Source organism: Halomonas sp. NPDC076908 (assembly GCF_050269715.1).
GTDB lineage: Bacteria > Pseudomonadota > Gammaproteobacteria > Pseudomonadales > Halomonadaceae > Vreelandella.
In genome coordinates, this window is record NZ_JBNNIW010000006.1 from 51,613 (window position 1) to 71,193 (window position 19,581).

The following is a 19,581-nucleotide window of genomic DNA, read 5'->3' on the forward strand; positions in this document are numbered from 1 at the left end:
GGGCCTATGCTGCAGCCACGTGGGGGCGTCAAGGTTTGGTTTGAATCGATCACGCAGTATCTCCTAACGGCACCATCGCCAAACACCCCTCAGCTAAGCGCGTCGTAGCATCTAAATGCGCGGCTTGGCGTGCATTCGCTGCCATCGCTGCCAGGGTGCCAGGGACGAGCAATTCATTTAAAAAATCGGTTAAACGCTCAATGGTTAGTTCAGATTGAACAACGCACTTGGCGGCACCTGCCTTAACCAAAACCTGTGCATTGAGCCGCTGATGATCGTCTACCGCAAATGGGAAAGGAACCAGCAGTGAGGGCTTGGCAGCCGCCGCCAGTTCAGCCACAGTCAGCGCACCAGCGCGACACACGACAAGATCTGCCCACTGGTAAGCAGCAGCCATATCTTCAATAAATGGGCTCACTTCAGCCTCTACACCGTACTGTTGATAATTCGCGGTGGTAGCGACTTCGCGATCTTTGCCCGCTTGGTGACGCACCGCTGGACGCTGCTCAACAGGCAGTGCTGCAAGCGCTGGCGGCAAGCGCTCATTAAGCGCAACCGCACCTAGTGAACCGCCCACTACTAGCATCCGAAGGGGGCGAGCAGCGAGCGTGTCTGCATCGCGGGGGGTACTGCCTAGTATGGCAATATCGTTACGCACGGGGTTACCAATCACCTCCGCTCGCGAACCAAATGCCTCAGGAAATGCTGCATAGGTGCGCTTGGCGAGTTTTGACAACACACGATTAGTGAGGCCTGCTACGGCATTCTGCTCATGAATAACCAAAGGAATACGTGATAACCACGCCGCCAAGCCACCGGGACCACTGGCAAAGCCACCTAAACCAACCACCACATGGGGGTTGAAATCACGAATAACAGCACGCGCCTGTAAGATCGCGCGCGAAAGATTTAGCGGCGTCTTCAACCACCCCGCCACGCCGTTACCACGCAGCCCACTTACCGCAATGGTGTGCAGCGTAATACCCGCCTCGGGTACTAGGCGATTTTCAATTCCTCTGGGGCTGCCTAGCCACTCAATATCTACCTGCTGAGCTTGCAACGCCCTGGCAAGTGAAAGCGCTGGAAACACATGGCCACCGGTGCCTCCCGCCATAATAAGAACCCGTCGGCGTGCGTTCGTTGTCACAATAAACTCCTGAAAATAGCACTAAGACAAACGCGGCTCATGACGCGATTTATAGGGGGTGGACGCACGACGAGGGCGATGTCGCGTTTCGGCATCCGTGCGTAGCAGCAACCCGATCATAATACCCGTTACCAACAAACTAGAGCCGCCATAGCTCATTAGCGGCAGTGTTAGGCCTTTAGTGGGCAGTAGCCCGGAGCTGACAGCCATGTTAATGAAGGCCTGCGCGGCAACAATAAAGCCAATGCCATAGCTCACGTAAGCGCCAAAAAGATGCCCTGCAAGCTCGGCACGCCGTCCCACCCACATTGCGCGAGCAATAAAAATGGTGAACAACAGCACGACAATAATCGCGCCGATCATGCCGAGCTCTTCGGCGATGACTGCAAAAATAAAGTCGGTATGCGCTTCAGGCAGGTAGTGTAATTTCTGTACGCTATTACCCAATCCAGTGCCTGTCACATGCCCTCGCCCAAAGGCAATCAATGCTTGCGTTAACTGATACCCCGTAGCGAACTGATCCGCCCATGGATCTAGAAAGCTCGTCCAGCGTGCTAAGCGATAAGGCTCAATCACCACCATCATCACCGCACCCGTGCCCAGCACCGCGCCGCTACCCAACAGCAGCACTAATGACGCACCACTCATCATTAGCATGCCAATAACACAAACGGTAAAGACCACCATGCCGCCGAAATCAGGGGCTAAAAAGAGCAGCCCTGCAGGTAAGGCCAGCACGGCCAGTGGGCGCCACATGCTAAACGCACGACGGCGCAAATCGTAAGCGAATCGCGACATAAATGCCGCCATATAAAATATCAGCCCAATTTTGGCAAACTCTGACACCTGCAAACTTGGCAATGGCCCAGGCAACGCAATCCAGCGCTTACTGCCATTCACCTCTTGGCCAATCACCAGTACCAAAAAAAGCATAAAAATACTGGCAAGCAGAATCAACGCAGCGTTTTGCCGCCACGCTTCAAGCGGTACACAGAGCATAAATAGGCATGCCATAATGGCAAGCACAAGAAAAACACCGTGTTGGCGGGAGTAGTGGTAAGTATCTTCCAGCAGTCCTATTGAGGCAGAGCTAACCATCACCCACCCTAAGCCTGCTAACGCAACTGATGCCATGACAAGCCATATATCGCACGGCATATTACGTGTGGTGAGCCCTTCGCGAAGGCGCTGAAGTCGGCTCATAGTGCTGCTCCTGCTGTCTGCTGTGCCATTTTCTGCACCCAACGGCGAAACACTTCACCGCGCTCTTGGTAATTGGCAAACTGATCTAGGCTTGCGCAGGCTGGTGATAGCAGCACACAGTCACCCGGCTGGGCGAGTTTAAAGGCGACTTGCATCGCCTGGGTCAAGTCCTCCACCTGCTGAATGCTCACATGTTCAATTAATGCGTCGGCTAGCCGTGGCGCGTCCAAGCCAAATAGCAGTACATGGCGGGCACACTGGGAAAGCGGCTGCGCTAGGGGCGAAAAATCGGCGCCTTTGCCGAGACCACCGGCCAATAAAATCAGGCGCCCTTCCAGGGTAGCGCCAATGCCATTAATCGCGGCCAGCGTAGCCCCAACATTCGTCCCCTTAGTGTCATTAACCCAGGTAACGCTATTAATGCTGGCAATGACTTCGCTGCGGTGTATTAGGCCTTTAAATTCGCGCAGTACATTACACATCGGTGCATCAGCGAAACCCAGCGCTTGGCCCATCGCCAACGCGGCTAACGCATTTAAATAATTGTGCTGCCCAGCCATCTTAAGCTCATCGATAGCAAGCCAAGGCTGAGCACCCTGCATAAGTGTTAGCTTATCGTGATAAAGCGCCAGTCCCCACTCGTTCTCAGAGGTAGGGACTTTAGAGGAGAATTTCGCAATCTGCGCAACAGTTTGCTCAGGCCATGTAGAGGCGTCATCGGCATTAACAACGGCGCTCTGCGCGCCGTTAAAAATCTGCTGTTTGGCAGCCCGATAGCCGTGCATATCGCCATGTCGATCAAGGTGGTCTTCGCTTAAGTTCAAGAACGCCACACAGGCTGCCCCCAAGCTAGGGGTTGTCTCAAGCTGAAAGCTGGAAAGCTCAAGAATATAAAGCTCAGCATCAGGTTGATCTGCTAACAAATCCAGCGCTGGCGTACCTAAATTTCCACCAACAGCCGCGCGAACGCCTGCCGCAGCAGCCATTTCGCCAAGCAGCGTTGTGACCGTAGACTTGGCATTTGAACCGGTAATAGCCGCGATGGGGGCCTTGGCAGCGCGAGCAAACAGGGCAATCTCACCTACCACCATCGGCTCTCCCGTATGAACGTTGACCCTATCGGCTAAGCCTTCTAACCCTGCCATACGAGGATCAAGCCCTGGGCTGATAACAACCTCTCTGATATCAGTAAGATCCAGTGACGTTAATGAGCCACAGTGAATTTCAACGCCTGGATGAGCAGCACGAAAGTCTTCCAGTCCGGGTGGTACGGCACGCGTATCCGCCACCATATAGGGCACATTTAAACGGCTTAAATGGCGACAGATCGCGCGACCAGACAAACCCAGCCCCACTACCAGCGTTAAACCTTTAGCTACTCGAACCATGACAGGCTCCTTATCGCATCACGCCACGGCTAACGAAGCGCACTCACGGCCATGTGCATTAACGAATTTTGAGCGTCGCAAGGCCGAGCAGCACCAGTACTACGGTAATGATCCAAAAGCGCACGATAACCCGCGGCTCAGGCCAGCCTTTTAATTCATAGTGGTGATGTAAGGGCGCCATACGGAAGATGCGACGACCAGTGAGCTTGTATGAGCCCACTTGCAGGATCACGGAGACCGTTTCCAGAACAAAAATACCGCCCATAATAAACAGCACGATCTCTTGGCGAACAATCACTGCGACCACGCCTAACGCTGCGCCTAACGCAAGCGCCCCCACATCGCCCATAAAGACTTGCGCCGGATAAGTGTTAAACCATAAGAAGCCCAGCCCCGCGCCAGCGATGGTGGCACAGAAAATAGCTAACTCGCCCGTGCCAGCAATAAACGGGATATGCAGGTATTCAGCAAAAACGATATTGCCGCTAGCATAAGCAAATACTGACAACCCCATGGCCACTAGTACGGTGGGCATAATCGCCAGGCCATCAAGACCATCGGTTAAATTAACCGCATTTGAGCTACCCACGATCACAAAGTAGGTAAGTACGATATAAAAGACGCCAAGAGGTAGCGCAATATCCTTGAACAAGGGCACCAACAAACTGGTTTCAACCGGCGTGGAGGCTGTTAAATAGAGCAATAGAGCGGCACCTAGACCCACCACTGATTGCCAAAAATATTTCCATCTGGCAGGTAAGCCGCGGGGATTTTTCTCGACCACTTTACGGTAGTCATCAACCCAGCCAATCGCGCCAAAGCCCAGCGTGACACCAAGCACAATCCATATATAAAGATTGGTTAAATCTCCCCATAGCAACGTACTAATGGCAATCGCCAGCAGTATCATTGCCCCGCCCATGGTGGGAGTGCCCGCTTTAGAAAGGTGGGACTGAGGGCCGTCATCGCGCACAGCTTGACCGATTTGACCTTCAACCAAGCGCCTGATCATCCATGGCCCCAACCAAAGACAGAGCATTAACGAAGTCAGTGCACCTAAAATCACGCGAAGCGTTAAGTAATTAACAACCTGAAAAGCAGATTGGTACTGCGACAGAAAATTCGCCAAGTGAAGTAACATGAACGGCGTTTACCTTATTTCATCCGAACGCAACGCATTGACAAGATGTTCCATGCCAGCGCTGCGCGATCCTTTCACCAGCAGAGTGGTGTTAGGCGGCAAAGTATTAGTGACATGACGCGTTAGCGCCTCGTGATCGTTAAAATGCAGCCCACGACCAAAGGCCTCGCTGGCAGCGCGTGCGGCGTCTCCCAGCGTCAAAAATTCATCTATTCCAAGCGCTGCGGCATAGCGGCCAATTTCAGCATGCAGGGCTGCCGAGTCGCTTCCCAGCTCCCCCATCGCGCCTAATGCACACCAGCGCGGTGCCGGAAAGCTCACCAAGGTATCTAGGGCGGCTTTGACCGCGCCAGGGTTAGCATTATAGGTATCATCAAGTACGTTGGCCCCACGCAAGCCTGGCACCACTGTTAACCTGCCTGCCAACATTTTCAGCGATTGCAGACCGGTAATGACCTGTTCAGCACAGACACCTAGGGCAAGCGCTGCCGCAGCTGCGGCCAGCGCATTGCAAACGTTATGCTTACCTAGCAGCGGCAAACGTACATGGCCTAACGCCTGGCCATGCTGCAGTAGGGTGAAAGCATAACGCCCTTGATGATCACAGGAAAGCGCTGACGCGCTCACATCCGCCATGGGATGCAAACCAAAGCTAACAATGCGATGTTGTCCCGCAAAGGCGGCCCAAAAAGAGAAGTAATGATCATCGCGGTTCAGTATGGCCGTACCACCCTCACCAAGCCCTGCTAGTATTTCACTTTTTGCCTGGGCGATTTGTCCCATACCGCCAAACTCACCGACATGGGCACCGGTCACGTTGGTGATAATGGCAATATCGGGTTTAGCCAAGTGGGTCGTCCAGGCAATCTCACCTAAATGATTCGCCCCTAGCTCTACCACAGCGGCTTGATGGTGTTGCCTCAACCCCAGTAACGTAAGCGGTGCGCCAATATCATTGTTTAAATTATCCTGGGTGGCTAACACATTGCCCAAAGGTGCCAGCAGAGCGGCGCACATCTCCTTAACCGTAGTTTTACCGCTATTGCCTGTGACTGCGACGACTGGGCCTGCCCACCTATGGCGCTGCGCGCCTGACAACAGGCCCAGGGCAAGGCGAGTATCGGGGCAGATCAACTGTGGCAAACAGCACTCTTCAGCTGTCTCGACTAGCGCCGCCGCTGCACCCTGAGCTAGGGCGCTTTCAATAAAATCGTGGCCGTCAAAGCGCGGCCCTTTTAAGGCGATGAATAAGCATCCTGGCACTATTTTTCGAGTATCGGTCACTACTTCGGTTATCGGTAACTCGGCACTTTCGAGCGGCACTTCAATACCCAGGGCGGTTGCCACCTGACTTAATGTCCACTCCATCAATGGGCGCTCCGAATAGCAAACGCGCGCTGAATCTCATCACTATCGGCGTAGGGGTGGCGCACGCCGTTGATTTCCTGATAAGCCTCATGGCCTTTCCCGGCAACCAAAACCACATCCTGATCGGAGGCTTGGCTAATAGCAGATGCTATGGCCTCGCGGCGACTGCCTATTTCGATGGGCTGTGCTGCATTCGAAAAGCCAGCCAATATCTGCTGACGTATCTGCCCAGCAGGCTCATGGCGCGGGTTATCATCCGTTACCACGATATAATCGGCTAACCGTTCAGCCGCTTTAGCCATCTCGGCTCGCTTACCCGTGTCGCGCTCACCTCCACAGCCAAACACGCACCATAGCTTGCCAGCATCGCCTAGATGCGCTCGTAACGCCTGCAAAGCACTGTGTAACGCATCCGGCGTGTGGGCATAATCCACCACTACGCTTGGAGTATCCACATCGCGGTAGAGCTCCATACGCCCCGATACGGGCGTTAACGAAGAAGCCGCTTCAAACAGAGCATCAAGCGGTTCGCCTAACCCATAGAGCACGGCCATCGCCAACAGCACATTGTCTAAGTTAAAGCGCCCCATGAGGCTCAAAGAGAGCATTTTCTCACCGTCTGGGGTGGCAATCATCGCTTGCTGCCCATGCTCAAATGCCTGCCAATCCATTACCCGCAATGTCACTGCTTCATCCTGACCAGTAGCTAGGACACGCACGGTAGAACCGCAGCCTGCCAGCATTAGCCGTGCCAGTGGATCGTCGCCGTTGACCACTGCCAAACTAAGCGCCGATCGACGAAACAGCTTTGCTTTTGCAGCAGCATAAGCGGCCATACTGCCGTGGTAGTCCAGGTGGTCGCGGGTAAGGTTGGTAAATACCCCCACCGTAACGTTAACGGCTTCCAGCCGGTGCTGGTCTAACGCATGGGATGACGCCTCTAACGCGACGCGCTTAATGCCCTGCTGCGCAAGCTTCCCTAAGGTTGCTTGCAGGGCCAGCGGACCTGGCGTCGTTAAACCAGTATCTACAAGCCTACCAGGGCGCCCCACACCCAAGGTTCCGATCACGCCCGCCGGGGTTCCCAGAGCCTCACTTAGGGCGGCAAGATAATGTGTTACCGAGCTTTTTCCGTTAGTACCTGTAACAGCGATAACCTCAAGATCACGCGGCACCTTAAACAAAGCGTGCCCCAACTCACCCAAGCGCATCGAAAGATGCGGTAGTTGAAGCACCCGCCCCTCCAACTGAACCTCGCCGTGCCCACCCTGAGCCAATACAAGTGCAACACCCGCCTCAAGCGCTTGCGCAATATAGTCACGACCATCACGCTGAGTACCAGGCACGGCCACGAAGACGTCGCCTGCTGCTAACTCACGGGAATCTGTTTTAATACGAACATGTTCCGGCAGTTTGGGCAGGTCATCGGGTAGTGGTGTTTTTGGCCATACTTGCGCGAGCGCCGCTAACACATCGCTTGGACTCAGCGTCATGAAGTCTCCTTAAAAAAGCTACTCCGCCTCGTGATCTGGCGGTACATCTAATAAGCGCAAGGCATTCCCTGTCACACTGGAAAAAACCGGTGCGGCAACAGCACCGCCGTAGAACTCCCCCGCCTTGGGGTGATCAATCATTACGACGGTAACAATACGCGGATCAGAAATAGGCGCAATACCGGCAAACACGCTGCGGTACGCATCGGTGGTATAGCCTTGCAGCCCGGTTTTGCGCACCGTGCCCGTTTTACCGCCCACGCGATAACCCTCAACCCGCGCACGACGCCCACCGGTGTAGGCCGCCACCGACGTTTCTAAGACATTCAGCAAATCATTAGCCACGGTAGGAGAGATGGCGGGTATCCCTATGGGCGGTTCAGAAAGGCGCAGCAGTGATGGCTGCAAGCGCTCGCCGTTGTTGGCTATCGCAGTATAAGCACTCGCTATCTGAACCGCCGACGCTGACAAACCGTAGCCATAAGAGAGGGCTGCTCGTTCACTACGCGACCAGCGCACAGGCGCAGGCAAGCTGCCCGTCGACTCACCCGGAAAACCGGTGCCTGGCGCCTGACCAAGCCCCAGTTGATTATATTTTTCCCAAATCGCGGTATCGGTCAGTTGTAGCGCCAAGCGTGACATACCGATATTTGAAGATTTCTCCAAAATACCGGCTAAATCCAACTGGCCATAGTCACGGAAGTCGCGAATGGTAAACTGGTCTAATCGCATCCAGCCTGGTGAGGTATTGACCACCACATTGCGATCAACAACGCCACTTTCCAGAATGGCGGCCATCGCCAGCGGTTTCATAACCGACCCAGGCTCAAACACATCAACCAGCGCCTGGTTACGCAACCCGCGTGGGTCAAGCCCCGCGCGATTATTAGGGTTATAGGAAGGCAAGTTGGCCATCGCCAACACTTCTCCAGTGCGTGCGCCCATCATTACCAGCACGCCACCATCTGCTTCATGCTCCGCCACTGCAGCCCGCAACTCACGGTACGCCATATATTGAATGCGCTGGTCGATAGCCAGGGTTAACTCGCCCCCAGGCTGGGCATCTCTGATCACACCGAGCTCACGCACCAAACGACCACGACGGTCATTTATAACGCGACGCTGACCCGGGTGCCCCGCTAAATAAGGCTGATAGGAGAGCTCTAACCCCTCCTGACCAATATCGTCCACATTGGTTACCCCCAACAGTTGGGCGGCAACTTCTCCGGCGGGATAATAACGTTTATATTCACGCTGAGGATAAACCCCCGGCGTTCGTAAATTAAGAATCTGCTGCGCTGCGGCGGGCGTCATTTGGCGCCGCAGATACATAAATTCACGCTCACTAAAGCGTGCTACTCGTGACTCGAAATCATCCAGGGTCATCCCCAGCGCCTGGGCAAGAACAATGCGCTGAATGGCATCGTCTGGTAACTCTTGAGGATTTGCCCACAGAGTGACGACGGGCGTTGAAATCGCCAAAGGCTCGCCATTTCGGTCGGTGATCATGCCTCGGTGGGCTGGAATCGCCTCATGGCGCAGGGTGCGGGCATCACCCTGGCTTTGTAGAAAGGGGCGGTCAATGACCTGTAAAAGCGTGATGCGGCCTATTAAAATAGCCGACGCCAAACCAATGGCGAGCAAAATAAAGAAAAACCGACCACCGCCTAAAGGTGGTGCAATCGGCTGCTGACGAGAGGTACCTCCTCGACGCTCACTCCTCATGGCCGAATCACCTCAACGTCATTAACATCGGGGATACGCATCCCCAGTCGCTCTGTGGCAATTTGTTCAATACGGGCCGGTGTCGCCCAGGCTCCCTCTTCCAGCAGTAGCTGCCCCCACTCGGTTTGAAGCTGGTTCTCCTCTTGCTCCAATTGCTGTAGCTGAGCAAACTGAACCCGCGTCATATGAGTAGTGACAACCACTCCCAATCCAGAGGCCATACACAGCAAAAAGATTAAGCTAATCACAATCGGCCAGGGGCGAAGGCGGAGCTTAAACGGCCATTCGGTGCGTAGCGTGGTTGCCCACTGCTCAATCCGATCCATGCTCATGATGTCATCCGTGATCACATACGTTTGCGGGCAGCTCGCATAACGGCGCTACGCGCACGAGGGTTAGCATCAACTTCCTCATCGCTTGGCCGCACCCCTTTACTTATCGCTTCTAAGCGCCGATTCAGTTGATCATCACGAATGGGCACGCCGCGGGGCAGATCGGTATCACCACGCACATGGTGACGAATAAAGCGCTTCACGCGCCGATCCTCTAGCGAATGAAAGCTGATGACCACTAAGTGGCCACCAGGGGCTAACGCCTCAAGCGCCGCTTCAAGCGCGTTATCAAGCTGATCAAGCTCGCCGTTGATAAAAATACGCAGGCCCTGAAACGCCTTCGTTGCCGGGTGACGGCCCTTTTCCCAGGCGGGATGGGCAACTTTCAGCGCTTCAGCCAAATCCACCGTATGGGTGAATGGTTTTTCAACCCGACGGGACACCACGGCACGGGCTAGACGCTTGGCGTAGCGCTCTTCGCCGTAAGTTTTAAACACATAAGCGATATCTGTTTCACTCGCTCGGGCTAAAAACTCAGCAGCGCTCTGGCCCTGGGTAGGATCCATACGCATATCCAGAGGCCCGTTACGCATAAAGCTGAAGCCCCGCTCAGGATCATCCAATTGAGGCGATGACACACCGATATCCAACAGCACGCCCGAAAGCTTTCCATAAAGCCCTTGTTCTTGGGCAAATTCTGCCAGATGGGCAAACTCACGCTGAGTAATATGAAAACGAGAATCAACTATTTCAGCGGCGGCGGCAATCGCCTGGGGATCGCGATCCATAGCGAGCAGTCGGCCTGACGCATCAAGACGATCTAATATCAAGCGTGAGTGACCGCCTCTCCCGAATGTGCCATCCAGATAGACACCTTCAGCGTCATGGATCAAAGCATCAACTGCACCTTCCAGGAGTACGCTGGTATGGCGAAAGCGGTTAGCAACCTGTTCAGCGTCAGCAGAAGACATTTTTTTCTCACACAAGAGTATAAAAAGACAACGTTATGAAGGGCGTACATGCTCGCCCTAAATGTGGAAATGGGGGAGTCGGCCGATAAGCCGGGTTCTGTCGTGGACAGCCATTCCTCTAGGCGCTGCGTTACCACAGCGCTCAAGCAACCTACCCGGACCCAGCGCGGGCCACGCCATTGGGTCCCTATTTGGTCTTGCTCCGAGTGGGGTTTACCATGCCACGCACTGTTACCAGGCGCGCGGTGCGCTCTTACCGCACCCTTTCACCCTTACCGGCCCCAGAGGTTTATTTCAGGGGCTTAGGCGGTCTACTCTCTGCTGCACTTTCCGTCGGCTCGCGCCGCCCAGGCGTTACCTGGCACTCTGCCCTATGGAGCCCGGACTTTCCTCCCCCAACACCTTTTAAAGGGTATTAGCGGCGACTGTCTGGCCAACTCCGGCGGCAAGCATACCAGTGCCCTCGATTTGCCTCAATGGTCGCCTTTCATTGCTTGCAAACGAGCGTACCAAGCCTGCTTACGCCCACCGAGCATTCGCGAGGCAATAGCGGCTCCCTGCTTCACGCCAACCCCTTCTGCCAATAGGGCCTCTAGCAATGCATCCGCTGAAATATCCTGATGCTCGCTCTGTGTAACAGGCGCGGCTCCAGCAACGATAACCACGAATTCACCGCGGGCTTGATTAGGATCAGCGGCTAACTGTTCAAGTAAGGATGCTGGTGTGCCGTGTAAAAAAGTTTCGAACGTTTTGGTTAGCTCACGGGCCAAAACGACATCCCGCCCAAGCATTTGCTCTTGTAACGCTTCAAGAGTATGCAGAATACGGTGTGGGGACTCATAAAACACCAGCGTCTCTTCGCGGGTTTTCCATGCCTCTAATGCCTGGCGGCGAGCACCAGGTTTAGCGGGTAAAAATCCACAAAATACAAATCGATCTGTTGGCAATCCTGCTCCTGACAGCGCGGTAATCAACGCGCAAGGGCCAGGAATGGGTATTATATTGCGGTTTCGTGCCCGCAGCTCACGCACCAAAACAAATCCAGGATCGCTAATTAACGGTGTTCCTGCATCGCTGATCAAGGCAATATCTTCTCCTGCAGCGAGATAACCATCCAGCGTATCCACTCGGCGAGCTTCATTGTGGTCATGCAGCGAAATCATGGGCTTATTAAGCCCTAAATGTGCCAACAGGCGTCCGCTATGACGCGTATCTTCAGCCGCGATGCGGGTTACTTGCCCTAATACCCGAGCGGCACGCGAGGATAAGTCGTCCAAATTCCCAATTGGCGTGGCAACCACGTACAATGTGCCCGGATTATCGTCTGTCATTTATGACTCTCAATTCGTTGAAGGCTTGCCCTGCCAGTACGCTATGCTTGTGCAGAGACCTATTTCAATCGCTGGCAAGCAGCGACAGCGCAAATGGAAACTTAAGGAAGGATACATGAAACAGTCATTACGTGGCTTTCTCGCCGCCGCTCTAGTGGCACTTCTGGTTGCAGGCTGTGCGATGCAACCACCAGGGGTTGTCGACCGAGCGCCCGATGAAGACCCAGGCCGGCTATTAAGCCAGGCTGAACAACAGGCGCCCGAGCAAGCCGCCAAAACACGTCTGGAAGCGGCCAACATTATGGCCCGCCAGGGTGAGCGCGATAACGCCTTTGAAACAGCTGATGCCATTGACGAAAGTCTATTATCAGAAGCGGATCGCGTGCGTTGGGCACTACTTTTCTCCGAACTTGCCCGCGCCTTAAATGAGCCTCGCGCTGTATTACGTGCCACCCAAGTACTGGATGACGAGCTACCGATGCAGGCCAACCAGCAAGAAACGCTGGAGGAGCGGCAACGTTGGGCGCGTGAAGCGCTTGACCAAACCGGTGGCGTAAGCGTTGCGCTGCCTGAGCTTGAAGGGCAAGACATTCGTCGCATTGTTGTTGCGCTACCTGAGTCAGGTCCGCTTAGCAGCGTTGCCAATGCCATTGCTACTGCCATGCGCCAACATCACGATACTAAAGGTGACAACGTCGAGTTAAGCTTCCTGGACGCATCACGCTACACGCTAGACGAGCTCTATGACCGCGCTCAGCAAATGAACGCTCAGCTAATTATTGGACCCCTCGATAAAGATCATGTTACCCAACTAGAAGAACGCGACAGCGTGCCATTGCCTACGCTTGCGCTTAACTACGGCAACAATGACAGCAACCAAGCCCAGCGCCTGTTCCAGTACGGCCTGTCAGCGGAAGATGAAGCACGCCAAGCCGCACGACGCGCATGGCAGGACGGCCACCGCCAAATGTCAATGATGGTACCGGACAATGGCTGGGGTCGTAGGGCTGGGGAAGCGTTCTGGAATGAGTGGCAGAGCCAGGGCGGCGAAATCACCAATGCCGTGCGTTACAATCCAGAAAGCTCAGTTTCTAATGCCGTTCAAACGGCGCTTAACGTTAGCGGCGAGCGCGCTCGCTTAGGCAATATCGACGCCCTCTTCCTGCTTGCTTTGCCAGAGTACGCGCGCCAAGTACCGCCAACGATGGACTACTACTACGCGCCTAATTTGCCGATCTATGCCACATCGCATCTTCATGAAGGTCGCCTGCAGGCACGCCTAGACCAAGACCTGAACGATGTTATGTTTATGGATATTCCATGGCAGATCCCGGATGCTGCGGTAGGTGGTGAAGAAGCGCTGCCTTTTGCGTCTAGTTACCGTAGCTTACGGGATGAGTCCGATGCCTCCATGTTCCGCCTAATGGCCATGGGCGTAGACGCTTATGAGTTGGCCATTCGCCTTTCCAACCTTGCCGACCTTGAAGGCCTCAGTGGCAGCACAGGAATGCTATACCTAAGAGAGGATGGACGCATCTATCGTGAGCTTCCGTGGGCAAGATTCCAGAACGGCACGCCATCACCCATTTTAAGCCCCGGCTTGGGCAATAGTGGCGAATAACGCCCAAACTGCCCGCGCCCGCGGTGCCGCCATTGAGCAAATTGCTGCTCAATGGCTGTGCCAGCAGGGGCTCACCCTCGTGACACAGAATCATCATGTAAAAGGGGGTGAGCTTGACTTGGTGATGCGAGATGGCGATATTCTCGTCTTTGTCGAAGTCAAGCACCGCACCACGACGCGCTATGGGCATCCACTGGAAACCATTACCTACCAGAAGCAACAGCGCTTGGTACGCGCAGCACGGCTTTATCTTGCCCGCTGCAACACATCATCACCCTGTCGCTTTGACGTTCTGGCGATTATTGGCAAGACGCCTGATCTCGATTTCCACTGGGCGAAAGCGGCTTTTGACGCCTTTTGACTCAATTTTATCAGGAAGCCCTTATGGACTTTCAAGCTCGTATACTTGGTCATTTTAACGACAGTATTGATACTAAAACTTATGCTAGCGAAGTACTGCCGCCGTTTATCGAAGTGGCTAGCCAAATGATGGTGCAATGCCTTGTTAGCGAAGGAAAAATCCTTGCTTGCGGCAATGGCGGCAGTGCAGGCGATAGTCAGCACTTCTCTTCTGAATTGCTTAATCGCTTCGAACGCGAACGGCCAAGCCTCCCCGCATTGGCATTAACTACCGATACATCAACCCTCACTTCCATTGCGAACGACTACAGTTATAACGAGGTTTTTTCCAAGCAAATTCGCGCTTTGGGTCAACCGGGCGATGTGCTGCTAGCTATTTCTACTAGCGGCAATTCCGGCAATATTGTTCAGGCTATCCAAGCGGCTCATGATCGTGATATGACAGTGGTTGCTCTTACCGGCCGCGACGGCGGGGATATGGCGTCTCTACTGGGCCAGGATGACTGTGAAATTCGCGTCCCGGCCACATCGACGGCACGCATTCAGGAAGTCCACTTACTGGTTATTCATTGCTTGTGCGATCTTATTGATGAACAGTTGTTTGGCAGCACTTAAGCTTTGCCGCCTAACTCACACCCTTCCAATGATTAACACCATGGAGTTATAACGATGACCCAGCGCTTCTCTTCTTATGGCTTAATAGTCGCAACCCTTTGCGCGGCGCTACTGCTAGGCGGGTGTGCGAATAATTCGGCATCTAACCAGTCTAACTACGCTCAACGCAGTGACGACGTGCAAGCCGTCGATACGACCATTGAGCGCGAAGTTGAACGTGCACTGGATCGTGCCGATGCCCGTCTTGGCGACGCACGCATTCGAGCAAACAGCTTCAATGGCGTTGTATTGTTGGTAGGACAAGTACCCAGCGAAGAGCTTCGCGAACGGGCGGGAGAAGTGGCCAGCAACTTACGTGGCGTGAATGAAGTACATAACGAGCTGACCGTTGCTGCCCGACTCCCAGCTAGCCAGCGACTCACCGACACTTGGCTAACGACCAATGTTGTCAGTCACTTGGCAACAAATGACTCCATTGACTCCTCAAAAATAAAAGTCACCACTGAAAATGCCAGCGTTTACCTAATGGGCATTGTCACTCGTGCAGAGTCTGATCGCATCGTAAATGCAGCCTCTGCTGTTGGTGGTGTTCAGCGCATCGTTAAGGTGTTTGAGTACCTAGATTAAGTAGGCGAATTAAACACTGTATAACACTCAATAAAAAACCTCGCCCAAAAATGAGCGAGGTTTTTTATTTAACAGCAGCGTGATAGCCGTTACTTAACTACTCGCAATGTCGGCTTTTTCTTTGGCTTAGTGTCTTTTTTCGAGGAAGACGATGCGTCATCTGAATCATCGCTCTTCGCAGGAACGGGTTCCGTGATGGAAAGCTCCGGCTTAGCCGAGGACTTATTTTTAGCTAAAGACTTATGTTTAGCTAAAGACTCTGTCTGATCAGAGCCATGCTCTTCATCCTCAATATCACCAAACGATTCCGAGGCATCACTCAGATCAGGCTCATGACCAAACACCATTCCAGCGCCGTTCTCCTTGGCATAGATAGCAATCAATGCCGGCGTGGGAATCATTACCTGCATAGGCTGGCCGCCAAAGCGCGCATTGAAACTTATCGCCTGGTTCTCCATGAAAAGATCGCGCACGGCAGTAGGCGCCGCGTTCAGTACAATCTGGCCATTTTGAACAAACTGGCGAGGCACCTCTACACCTGGCAGAGTTGCATCGACCACAAAATAAGGGGTTAGCTCATTGTCTAGTAGCCACTCATAGAGGGCTCGGGCGAGATAGGGGCGACTCGATTTCATCTAGACTCCCTCCTCCTAACAAGTAAGGCCCCCTGCCTTAATAAGGCAAAGGGGCCGAATGAATTCAAGCGCGCATCTCTTTTTCACGCTCACTCAAAGATGCCTTAAATGCTTCACGCTCAAATACACGTGACATATAACTTAATAACGGCTTAACCTGCTTTTCAGGCAGCTCAATATTAAGGTCAGGCAAACGCCACAGCACGGGCGCTAAGCAGCAGTCCACCAGCGTAAACTCTTCGCTCATGAAGTAAGGCATATCTTCAAAAATTGGCGATATACCAATCAGACTTTCACGCAACTCTTTCCGCGCTTTATCTGCCTCTTTCTTTCCACCGCTGCGAATCTGATCAACCATCGGGCACCACTCACGCTCAATGCGGTGCATCCATAAGCGGCTTTGCGCACGCGCCACTGGATAAACAGGCAACAGCGGAGGATGCGGGAAACGCTCATCCAAGTACTCCATCATGACCTTGGATTCGTACAGCACCAAGTCACGATCTAACAGTGTTGGCACACTGTTGTACGGGTTGAGGTCTGCCAGCTCTTCAGGTGGTTTCTCGTCGAGAACATCAACGATATCGACAGCAACCCCCTTTTCGGCCAGCACAATGCGCACACGATGACTGAAATGATCATCACTACCTGAGTAAAAGATCATCGACGACCGCTTGGCCACAACACCCATGAAAGCATCCTCGCATCAAAACAATCTAGAATAATAACACGCCAGCCCTATCTTAGGGGAAGCCAGCTAGCGTTGCTTTATTGTCATACCGACAAACAAAAGGCGCACGGCTTACACCGTGCGCCCCACTGATCATCAGTTATTGCTAATTAGTGGATATCTCGCCAGTACTCACGCTTGAGCAGGTAAGCAATCACACCGAAAATAAAGATAAAGATCAGCACTTTAGGCGCCAATGCTTGAGCCTGAAGCTTAGAGGGTTCACCAACATAGACCAAGAAATTGGTTAAATCATAAACCGCTTCCTCAAACTCAGCTGGTTCCAGCTCTCCAGGCTGTGTTACTTGCAGGACGTCACAAGACTGATACATGCCTGAAAGAGAGTCAGGCTCTTGGCCTTCGACCGGACGATCGGTCTCAGAGCACACAAGCTCTTGGACGCCTTGCAATGGCTCAAGCACGTTAGGCATGGCCACCAAATCGAACACCGTGTTGTTCACACCGGTAGGCCGAGTGGGGTCTCGGTAGAAACCGAGCAGATAGGAGTAGATCCAATCTCCGCCACGCAAACGTGAATGCAGCGTTAGGTCCGGCGGCGGCGCGCCGAACCATGCCTCTGCATCACCACTGTCCATGGAAATATGCATTTGGTCGTTGAAGGCCAAATCTGAAGAGAAAATCAGATTCTCTTCCATCAGATCCTGAGGGATACCCAGGTCCTCCGCGGCACGCGCGAAACGCTGATGCTCCAAAGAATGGCAGCCCATACAGTAGTTGACATATAACTTCATGCCATTCTGCAACGAAGCCTGGTCATGCAAGTCAGGATCCATCGAGTGAGGCACGCTTGCTGCCGGTGCCGCCATCGCCGTTACGGGCACTATCGCGAAAAGTAGTGCTAATAGATGCTTTTTCATTAGCCAGTCACCCTTTCCGGAACAGGTTTAGTCTTCTCCAGCTTGGTGTAGAACGGCATCAAGACGAAGAAGGCGAAATAAATGACAGTGCACACCTGCGCCAGAATGGTTCGTCCTGCCGTTGATGGCAGTACACCTAAAATACCGAGAATGACGAAGCTGATAGCAAACAGTGCGAGCATGACTCTCGACATCCAGCCTTTGTAACGCATTGAGCGCACAGGGCTGCGGTCAAGCCAGGGCAAGACGAACAACACTCCAATGGCAGCACCCATAAACACAACGCCCAAGAACTTAGCGTCTAAGCCAAAGATCGAGAAGGTAATCGCGCGCAGAATGGCGTAGAAAGGCGTCATGTACCAAACAGGCGCAATATGATCAGGCGTTTGCAGCGGGTTAGCAGGCTCAAAGTTAGGCCGCTCGATGAAGTAACCACCACCTTCAGGGAAGTAGAATACTACAACGCAGAAAACGAATAGGAACACTGCCACACCAACAAGGTCTTTAACCGTGTAATAGGGATGGAAAGGAATACCGTCTAGCGGCTTACCTGTCTCATCTTTCTTCTCTTTAATATCAATGCCGTCAGGGTTGTTGGAACCTACTTCATGGAGAGCAATGATATGCAGCACGACAAGCGCCAAGATAACGATTGGCAAGGCGACGACATGCAATGCGAAGAAACGGTTAAGGGTAATACCGGAAATCAGGTAGTCACCGCGCACCCATTGCGCCAGATCTGGACCGATACCGGGAATAGCCGAGAACAATGAGATAATAACCTGCGCGCCCCAGTAGGACATTTGTCCCCATGGCAGCAAGTAGCCCATAAAGGCTTCCGCCATCAGTACCAAATAAATGGTCATGCCAAAAACCCACACTAATTCGCGAGGGGCTTTGTAAGAACCATATAAAAGGCCACGGAACATATGCAGATAAACAACAAGGAAAAAGGCAGAGGCACCGGTGGTGTGCATGTAGCGAATCAGCCAGCCCCACTCCACGTCGCGCATAATATACTCGACGGAATTAAAAGCACCTTCAGCAGAAGGATTGAAACTCATGGTTAACCAAACCCCGGTCAAGATTTGGTTGACGAGTGCCAGGAGCGCTAATGAGCCAAAAAAGTACCAAAAGTTAAAGTTCTTCGGTGCATAGTATTTGGAGAGATGCTCTTGCCACATTTGCGTTGCGGGAAAACGGTCGTCCACCCAGCGCATGACGCCCTTTTCCGCCTTGGCTTTATTCGGATTACCCATTAGGCAGACTCCTCATCTTCGCCGATGATAATGATGTCATCATTTTCAAAGCGGTAGGGTGGCACCTCAAGATTAGTCGGCGCGGGTACGTTACTAAATACGCGGCCAGCCAAATCAAAGCGCGAACCATGGCAAGGACAGAAGAAACCACCCGGCCAGTTATCAACGCCTACGCCCTCTGCGTCAGGCTCAGGCCGGAAAAGCGGCGAACAACCTAAGTGCGTACAGATACCAATTAATACACCGATTTCTGGTCTAATCGACCGCAAACCACCGGTAATATATCCCGGCTGCTGCGGAACCTCAGAATCTGGGTCGGCCAGCATTCCATCATCCAGCGACTCAGTGCGCTCGATCATTTCGGGTGTGCGATTGATAATCCATATAGGACGACCACGCCATTCGACGGTCATACGCTGTCCTGGTTCAAGCCTTGATATATCTGCTTGAACGGGAGCACCCGCCGCTCTTGCCCTGGCACTAGGCTGCCAAGAAGCCACAAAGGGAACCGCAACCCCGACAGCACCTACCGCACCCACAACGGAGGTAGCGCCTACGAGGAAACGGCGTCGGCCTTTGTTTACGCCGTTATCTGCCATTTCAGGTTTCTCCCATCAGCTTACCCGTTCCGCCGCAAAGGCGTCTTGCGGCGACGAATATTAAATACGCTCTATGGTAAAAAAACAAAGCGCTATACACAAGAACAACTACCCGTGACCATAGTGGTACGAGCAATATAATTTTTTGATATTCCAAT

General features: G+C 53.3%; 19 protein-coding genes and 1 other RNA gene. 4 read left to right on the forward strand and 16 right to left on the reverse strand.

Going from position 1 to position 19,581, the window contains the following annotated elements; translation table 11 throughout:
* Window positions 1-49: 49 nt before the first annotated feature.
* The 11 genes from murG to rsmI all read right to left on the reverse strand — a co-directional run bounded on the left by murG (window position 50) and on the right by rsmI (window position 12,099).
* Window positions 50-1,147: an undecaprenyldiphospho-muramoylpentapeptide beta-N-acetylglucosaminyltransferase gene (murG, locus tag ACQKE4_RS05070; protein WP_427387193.1), complete on the reverse strand. Its 1,098-nt coding sequence runs from the start codon at window positions 1,145-1,147 to the stop codon at window positions 50-52.
* Window positions 1,148-1,168: 21 nt separating this feature from the next.
* Window positions 1,169-2,350 carry a putative lipid II flippase FtsW gene (ftsW, locus tag ACQKE4_RS05075; protein WP_427387194.1) on the reverse strand — a complete coding sequence of 394 codons (1,182 nt, stop codon included), beginning with the start codon at window positions 2,348-2,350 and terminating at the stop codon, window positions 1,169-1,171.
* Window positions 2,347-3,738 carry a UDP-N-acetylmuramoyl-L-alanine--D-glutamate ligase gene (gene murD / locus ACQKE4_RS05080; protein ID WP_427387195.1) on the reverse strand — a complete coding sequence of 464 codons (1,392 nt, stop codon included), beginning with the start codon at window positions 3,736-3,738 and terminating at the stop codon, window positions 2,347-2,349. The genes ftsW and murD overlap by 4 nt, the downstream gene beginning before the upstream one ends.
* A 58-nt stretch (window positions 3,739-3,796) precedes the next feature.
* Entirely contained in the window at window positions 3,797-4,879 is a 1,083-nt protein-coding gene (gene mraY / locus ACQKE4_RS05085; protein WP_427387196.1) for a phospho-N-acetylmuramoyl-pentapeptide-transferase, read from the reverse strand.
* Window positions 4,880-4,888: 9 nt separating this feature from the next.
* Complete coding sequence (locus tag ACQKE4_RS05090) at window positions 4,889-6,247, reverse strand: UDP-N-acetylmuramoyl-tripeptide--D-alanyl-D-alanine ligase (protein ID WP_427387197.1); 1,359 nt, start codon at window positions 6,245-6,247, stop codon at window positions 4,889-4,891.
* The gene (locus ACQKE4_RS05095) at window positions 6,247-7,740 is read right to left on the reverse strand and encodes a UDP-N-acetylmuramoyl-L-alanyl-D-glutamate--2,6-diaminopimelate ligase (protein WP_427387198.1); all 1,494 of its coding nucleotides are present in this window, start codon (window positions 7,738-7,740) and stop codon (window positions 6,247-6,249) included. The genes ACQKE4_RS05090 and ACQKE4_RS05095 overlap by 1 nt, the downstream gene beginning before the upstream one ends.
* 18 nt (window positions 7,741-7,758) lie before the next feature.
* Window positions 7,759-9,465: a peptidoglycan D,D-transpeptidase FtsI family protein gene (locus tag ACQKE4_RS05100; protein ID WP_427387199.1), complete on the reverse strand. Its 1,707-nt coding sequence runs from the start codon at window positions 9,463-9,465 to the stop codon at window positions 7,759-7,761.
* A complete protein-coding gene (ftsL, locus tag ACQKE4_RS05105) occupies window positions 9,462-9,797 on the reverse strand; it encodes a cell division protein FtsL (RefSeq protein WP_427387200.1) in 336 nt (111 codons plus the stop codon). The genes ACQKE4_RS05100 and ftsL overlap by 4 nt, the downstream gene beginning before the upstream one ends.
* 14 nt (window positions 9,798-9,811) lie before the next feature.
* Complete coding sequence (gene rsmH / locus ACQKE4_RS05110) at window positions 9,812-10,768, reverse strand: 16S rRNA (cytosine(1402)-N(4))-methyltransferase RsmH (RefSeq protein WP_427387201.1); 957 nt, start codon at window positions 10,766-10,768, stop codon at window positions 9,812-9,814.
* 70 nt (window positions 10,769-10,838) lie between these two features.
* Window positions 10,839-11,209, reverse strand: an RNA gene (gene rnpB, locus ACQKE4_RS05115) — RNase P RNA component class A.
* 32 nt (window positions 11,210-11,241) lie between these two features.
* On the reverse strand, window positions 11,242-12,099 hold the full coding sequence (rsmI, locus tag ACQKE4_RS05120) for a 16S rRNA (cytidine(1402)-2'-O)-methyltransferase (RefSeq protein ID WP_427387202.1): 858 nt from the start codon (window positions 12,097-12,099) through the stop codon (window positions 11,242-11,244).
* Window positions 12,100-12,214: 115 nt separating this feature from the next.
* Here rsmI and ACQKE4_RS05125 point away from each other — a divergent pair, with 115 nt between their 5' ends.
* The 4 genes from ACQKE4_RS05125 to ACQKE4_RS05140 are packed head-to-tail and all read left to right on the forward strand — an operon-like array spanning window position 12,215 to window position 15,322.
* Window positions 12,215-13,720 carry a penicillin-binding protein activator gene (locus ACQKE4_RS05125; protein WP_427387203.1) on the forward strand — a complete coding sequence of 502 codons (1,506 nt, stop codon included), beginning with the start codon at window positions 12,215-12,217 and terminating at the stop codon, window positions 13,718-13,720.
* Window positions 13,710-14,081 carry a YraN family protein gene (locus ACQKE4_RS05130; protein ID WP_427387204.1) on the forward strand — a complete coding sequence of 124 codons (372 nt, stop codon included), beginning with the start codon at window positions 13,710-13,712 and terminating at the stop codon, window positions 14,079-14,081. The genes ACQKE4_RS05125 and ACQKE4_RS05130 overlap by 11 nt, the downstream gene beginning before the upstream one ends.
* A gap of 23 nt (window positions 14,082-14,104) precedes the next feature.
* Window positions 14,105-14,695, forward strand: coding sequence for a phosphoheptose isomerase (locus ACQKE4_RS05135; protein WP_290837370.1), 591 nt, complete (start codon window positions 14,105-14,107; stop codon window positions 14,693-14,695).
* 54 nt (window positions 14,696-14,749) lie between these two features.
* Window positions 14,750-15,322 (forward strand): BON domain-containing protein, encoded by a 573-nt coding sequence (locus tag ACQKE4_RS05140; protein ID WP_427387205.1) that lies wholly within the window; start codon window positions 14,750-14,752, stop codon window positions 15,320-15,322.
* A gap of 89 nt (window positions 15,323-15,411) precedes the next feature.
* Here the strand turns inward: ACQKE4_RS05140 and ACQKE4_RS05145 are convergent, their stop codons facing one another.
* The 5 genes from ACQKE4_RS05145 to petA form a co-directional block, all read right to left on the reverse strand.
* Window positions 15,412-15,957, reverse strand: a complete 546-nt coding sequence (locus tag ACQKE4_RS05145) for a ClpXP protease specificity-enhancing factor (protein WP_427387206.1) — start codon at window positions 15,955-15,957, stop codon at window positions 15,412-15,414.
* Window positions 15,958-16,021: 64 nt separating this feature from the next.
* Window positions 16,022-16,648, reverse strand: coding sequence for a stringent starvation protein SspA (sspA, locus tag ACQKE4_RS05150; RefSeq protein WP_096280716.1), 627 nt, complete (start codon window positions 16,646-16,648; stop codon window positions 16,022-16,024).
* Between the two features lie 149 nt (window positions 16,649-16,797).
* Window positions 16,798-17,565: a cytochrome c1 gene (locus ACQKE4_RS05155; RefSeq protein WP_427387207.1), complete on the reverse strand. Its 768-nt coding sequence runs from the start codon at window positions 17,563-17,565 to the stop codon at window positions 16,798-16,800.
* A complete protein-coding gene (locus tag ACQKE4_RS05160) occupies window positions 17,565-18,824 on the reverse strand; it encodes a cytochrome b (RefSeq protein ID WP_427387208.1) in 1,260 nt (419 codons plus the stop codon). Before ACQKE4_RS05160 ends, ACQKE4_RS05155 begins: the two co-directional genes overlap by 1 nt.
* On the reverse strand, window positions 18,824-19,423 hold the full coding sequence (petA, locus tag ACQKE4_RS05165; protein WP_427387209.1) for a ubiquinol-cytochrome c reductase iron-sulfur subunit: 600 nt from the start codon (window positions 19,421-19,423) through the stop codon (window positions 18,824-18,826). Before petA ends, ACQKE4_RS05160 begins: the two co-directional genes overlap by 1 nt.
* Window positions 19,424-19,581 lie beyond the last annotated feature (158 nt).

Coding starts and splice junctions, on each gene's coding strand:
- murD (WP_427387195.1), bottom strand. CDS start 3,738: ATGGTTCGAGTAGCTAAAGGTTTAACGCTGGTAGTGGGGCTGGGTTTG.
- ACQKE4_RS05160 (WP_427387208.1), bottom strand. CDS start 18,824: ATGGGTAATCCGAATAAAGCCAAGGCGGAAAAGGGCGTCATGCGCTGG.
- rsmH (WP_427387201.1), bottom strand. CDS start 10,768: ATGTCTTCTGCTGACGCTGAACAGGTTGCTAACCGCTTTCGCCATACC.
- ACQKE4_RS05100 (WP_427387199.1), bottom strand. CDS start 9,465: ATGAGGAGTGAGCGTCGAGGAGGTACCTCTCGTCAGCAGCCGATTGCA.
- mraY (WP_427387196.1), bottom strand. CDS start 4,879: ATGTTACTTCACTTGGCGAATTTTCTGTCGCAGTACCAATCTGCTTTT.
- petA (WP_427387209.1), bottom strand. CDS start 19,423: ATGGCAGATAACGGCGTAAACAAAGGCCGACGCCGTTTCCTCGTAGGC.
- ftsL (WP_427387200.1), bottom strand. CDS start 9,797: ATGAGCATGGATCGGATTGAGCAGTGGGCAACCACGCTACGCACCGAA.
- rsmI (WP_427387202.1), bottom strand. CDS start 12,099: ATGACAGACGATAATCCGGGCACATTGTACGTGGTTGCCACGCCAATT.
- ftsW (WP_427387194.1), bottom strand. CDS start 2,350: ATGAGCCGACTTCAGCGCCTTCGCGAAGGGCTCACCACACGTAATATG.
- ACQKE4_RS05155 (WP_427387207.1), bottom strand. CDS start 17,565: ATGAAAAAGCATCTATTAGCACTACTTTTCGCGATAGTGCCCGTAACG.
- ACQKE4_RS05140 (WP_427387205.1), top strand. CDS start 14,750: ATGACCCAGCGCTTCTCTTCTTATGGCTTAATAGTCGCAACCCTTTGC.
- ACQKE4_RS05095 (WP_427387198.1), bottom strand. CDS start 7,740: ATGACGCTGAGTCCAAGCGATGTGTTAGCGGCGCTCGCGCAAGTATGG.
- ACQKE4_RS05090 (WP_427387197.1), bottom strand. CDS start 6,247: ATGGAGTGGACATTAAGTCAGGTGGCAACCGCCCTGGGTATTGAAGTG.
- sspA (WP_096280716.1), bottom strand. CDS start 16,648: ATGGGTGTTGTGGCCAAGCGGTCGTCGATGATCTTTTACTCAGGTAGT.
- ACQKE4_RS05125 (WP_427387203.1), top strand. CDS start 12,215: ATGAAACAGTCATTACGTGGCTTTCTCGCCGCCGCTCTAGTGGCACTT.
- ACQKE4_RS05145 (WP_427387206.1), bottom strand. CDS start 15,957: ATGAAATCGAGTCGCCCCTATCTCGCCCGAGCCCTCTATGAGTGGCTA.
- ACQKE4_RS05135 (WP_290837370.1), top strand. CDS start 14,105: ATGGACTTTCAAGCTCGTATACTTGGTCATTTTAACGACAGTATTGAT.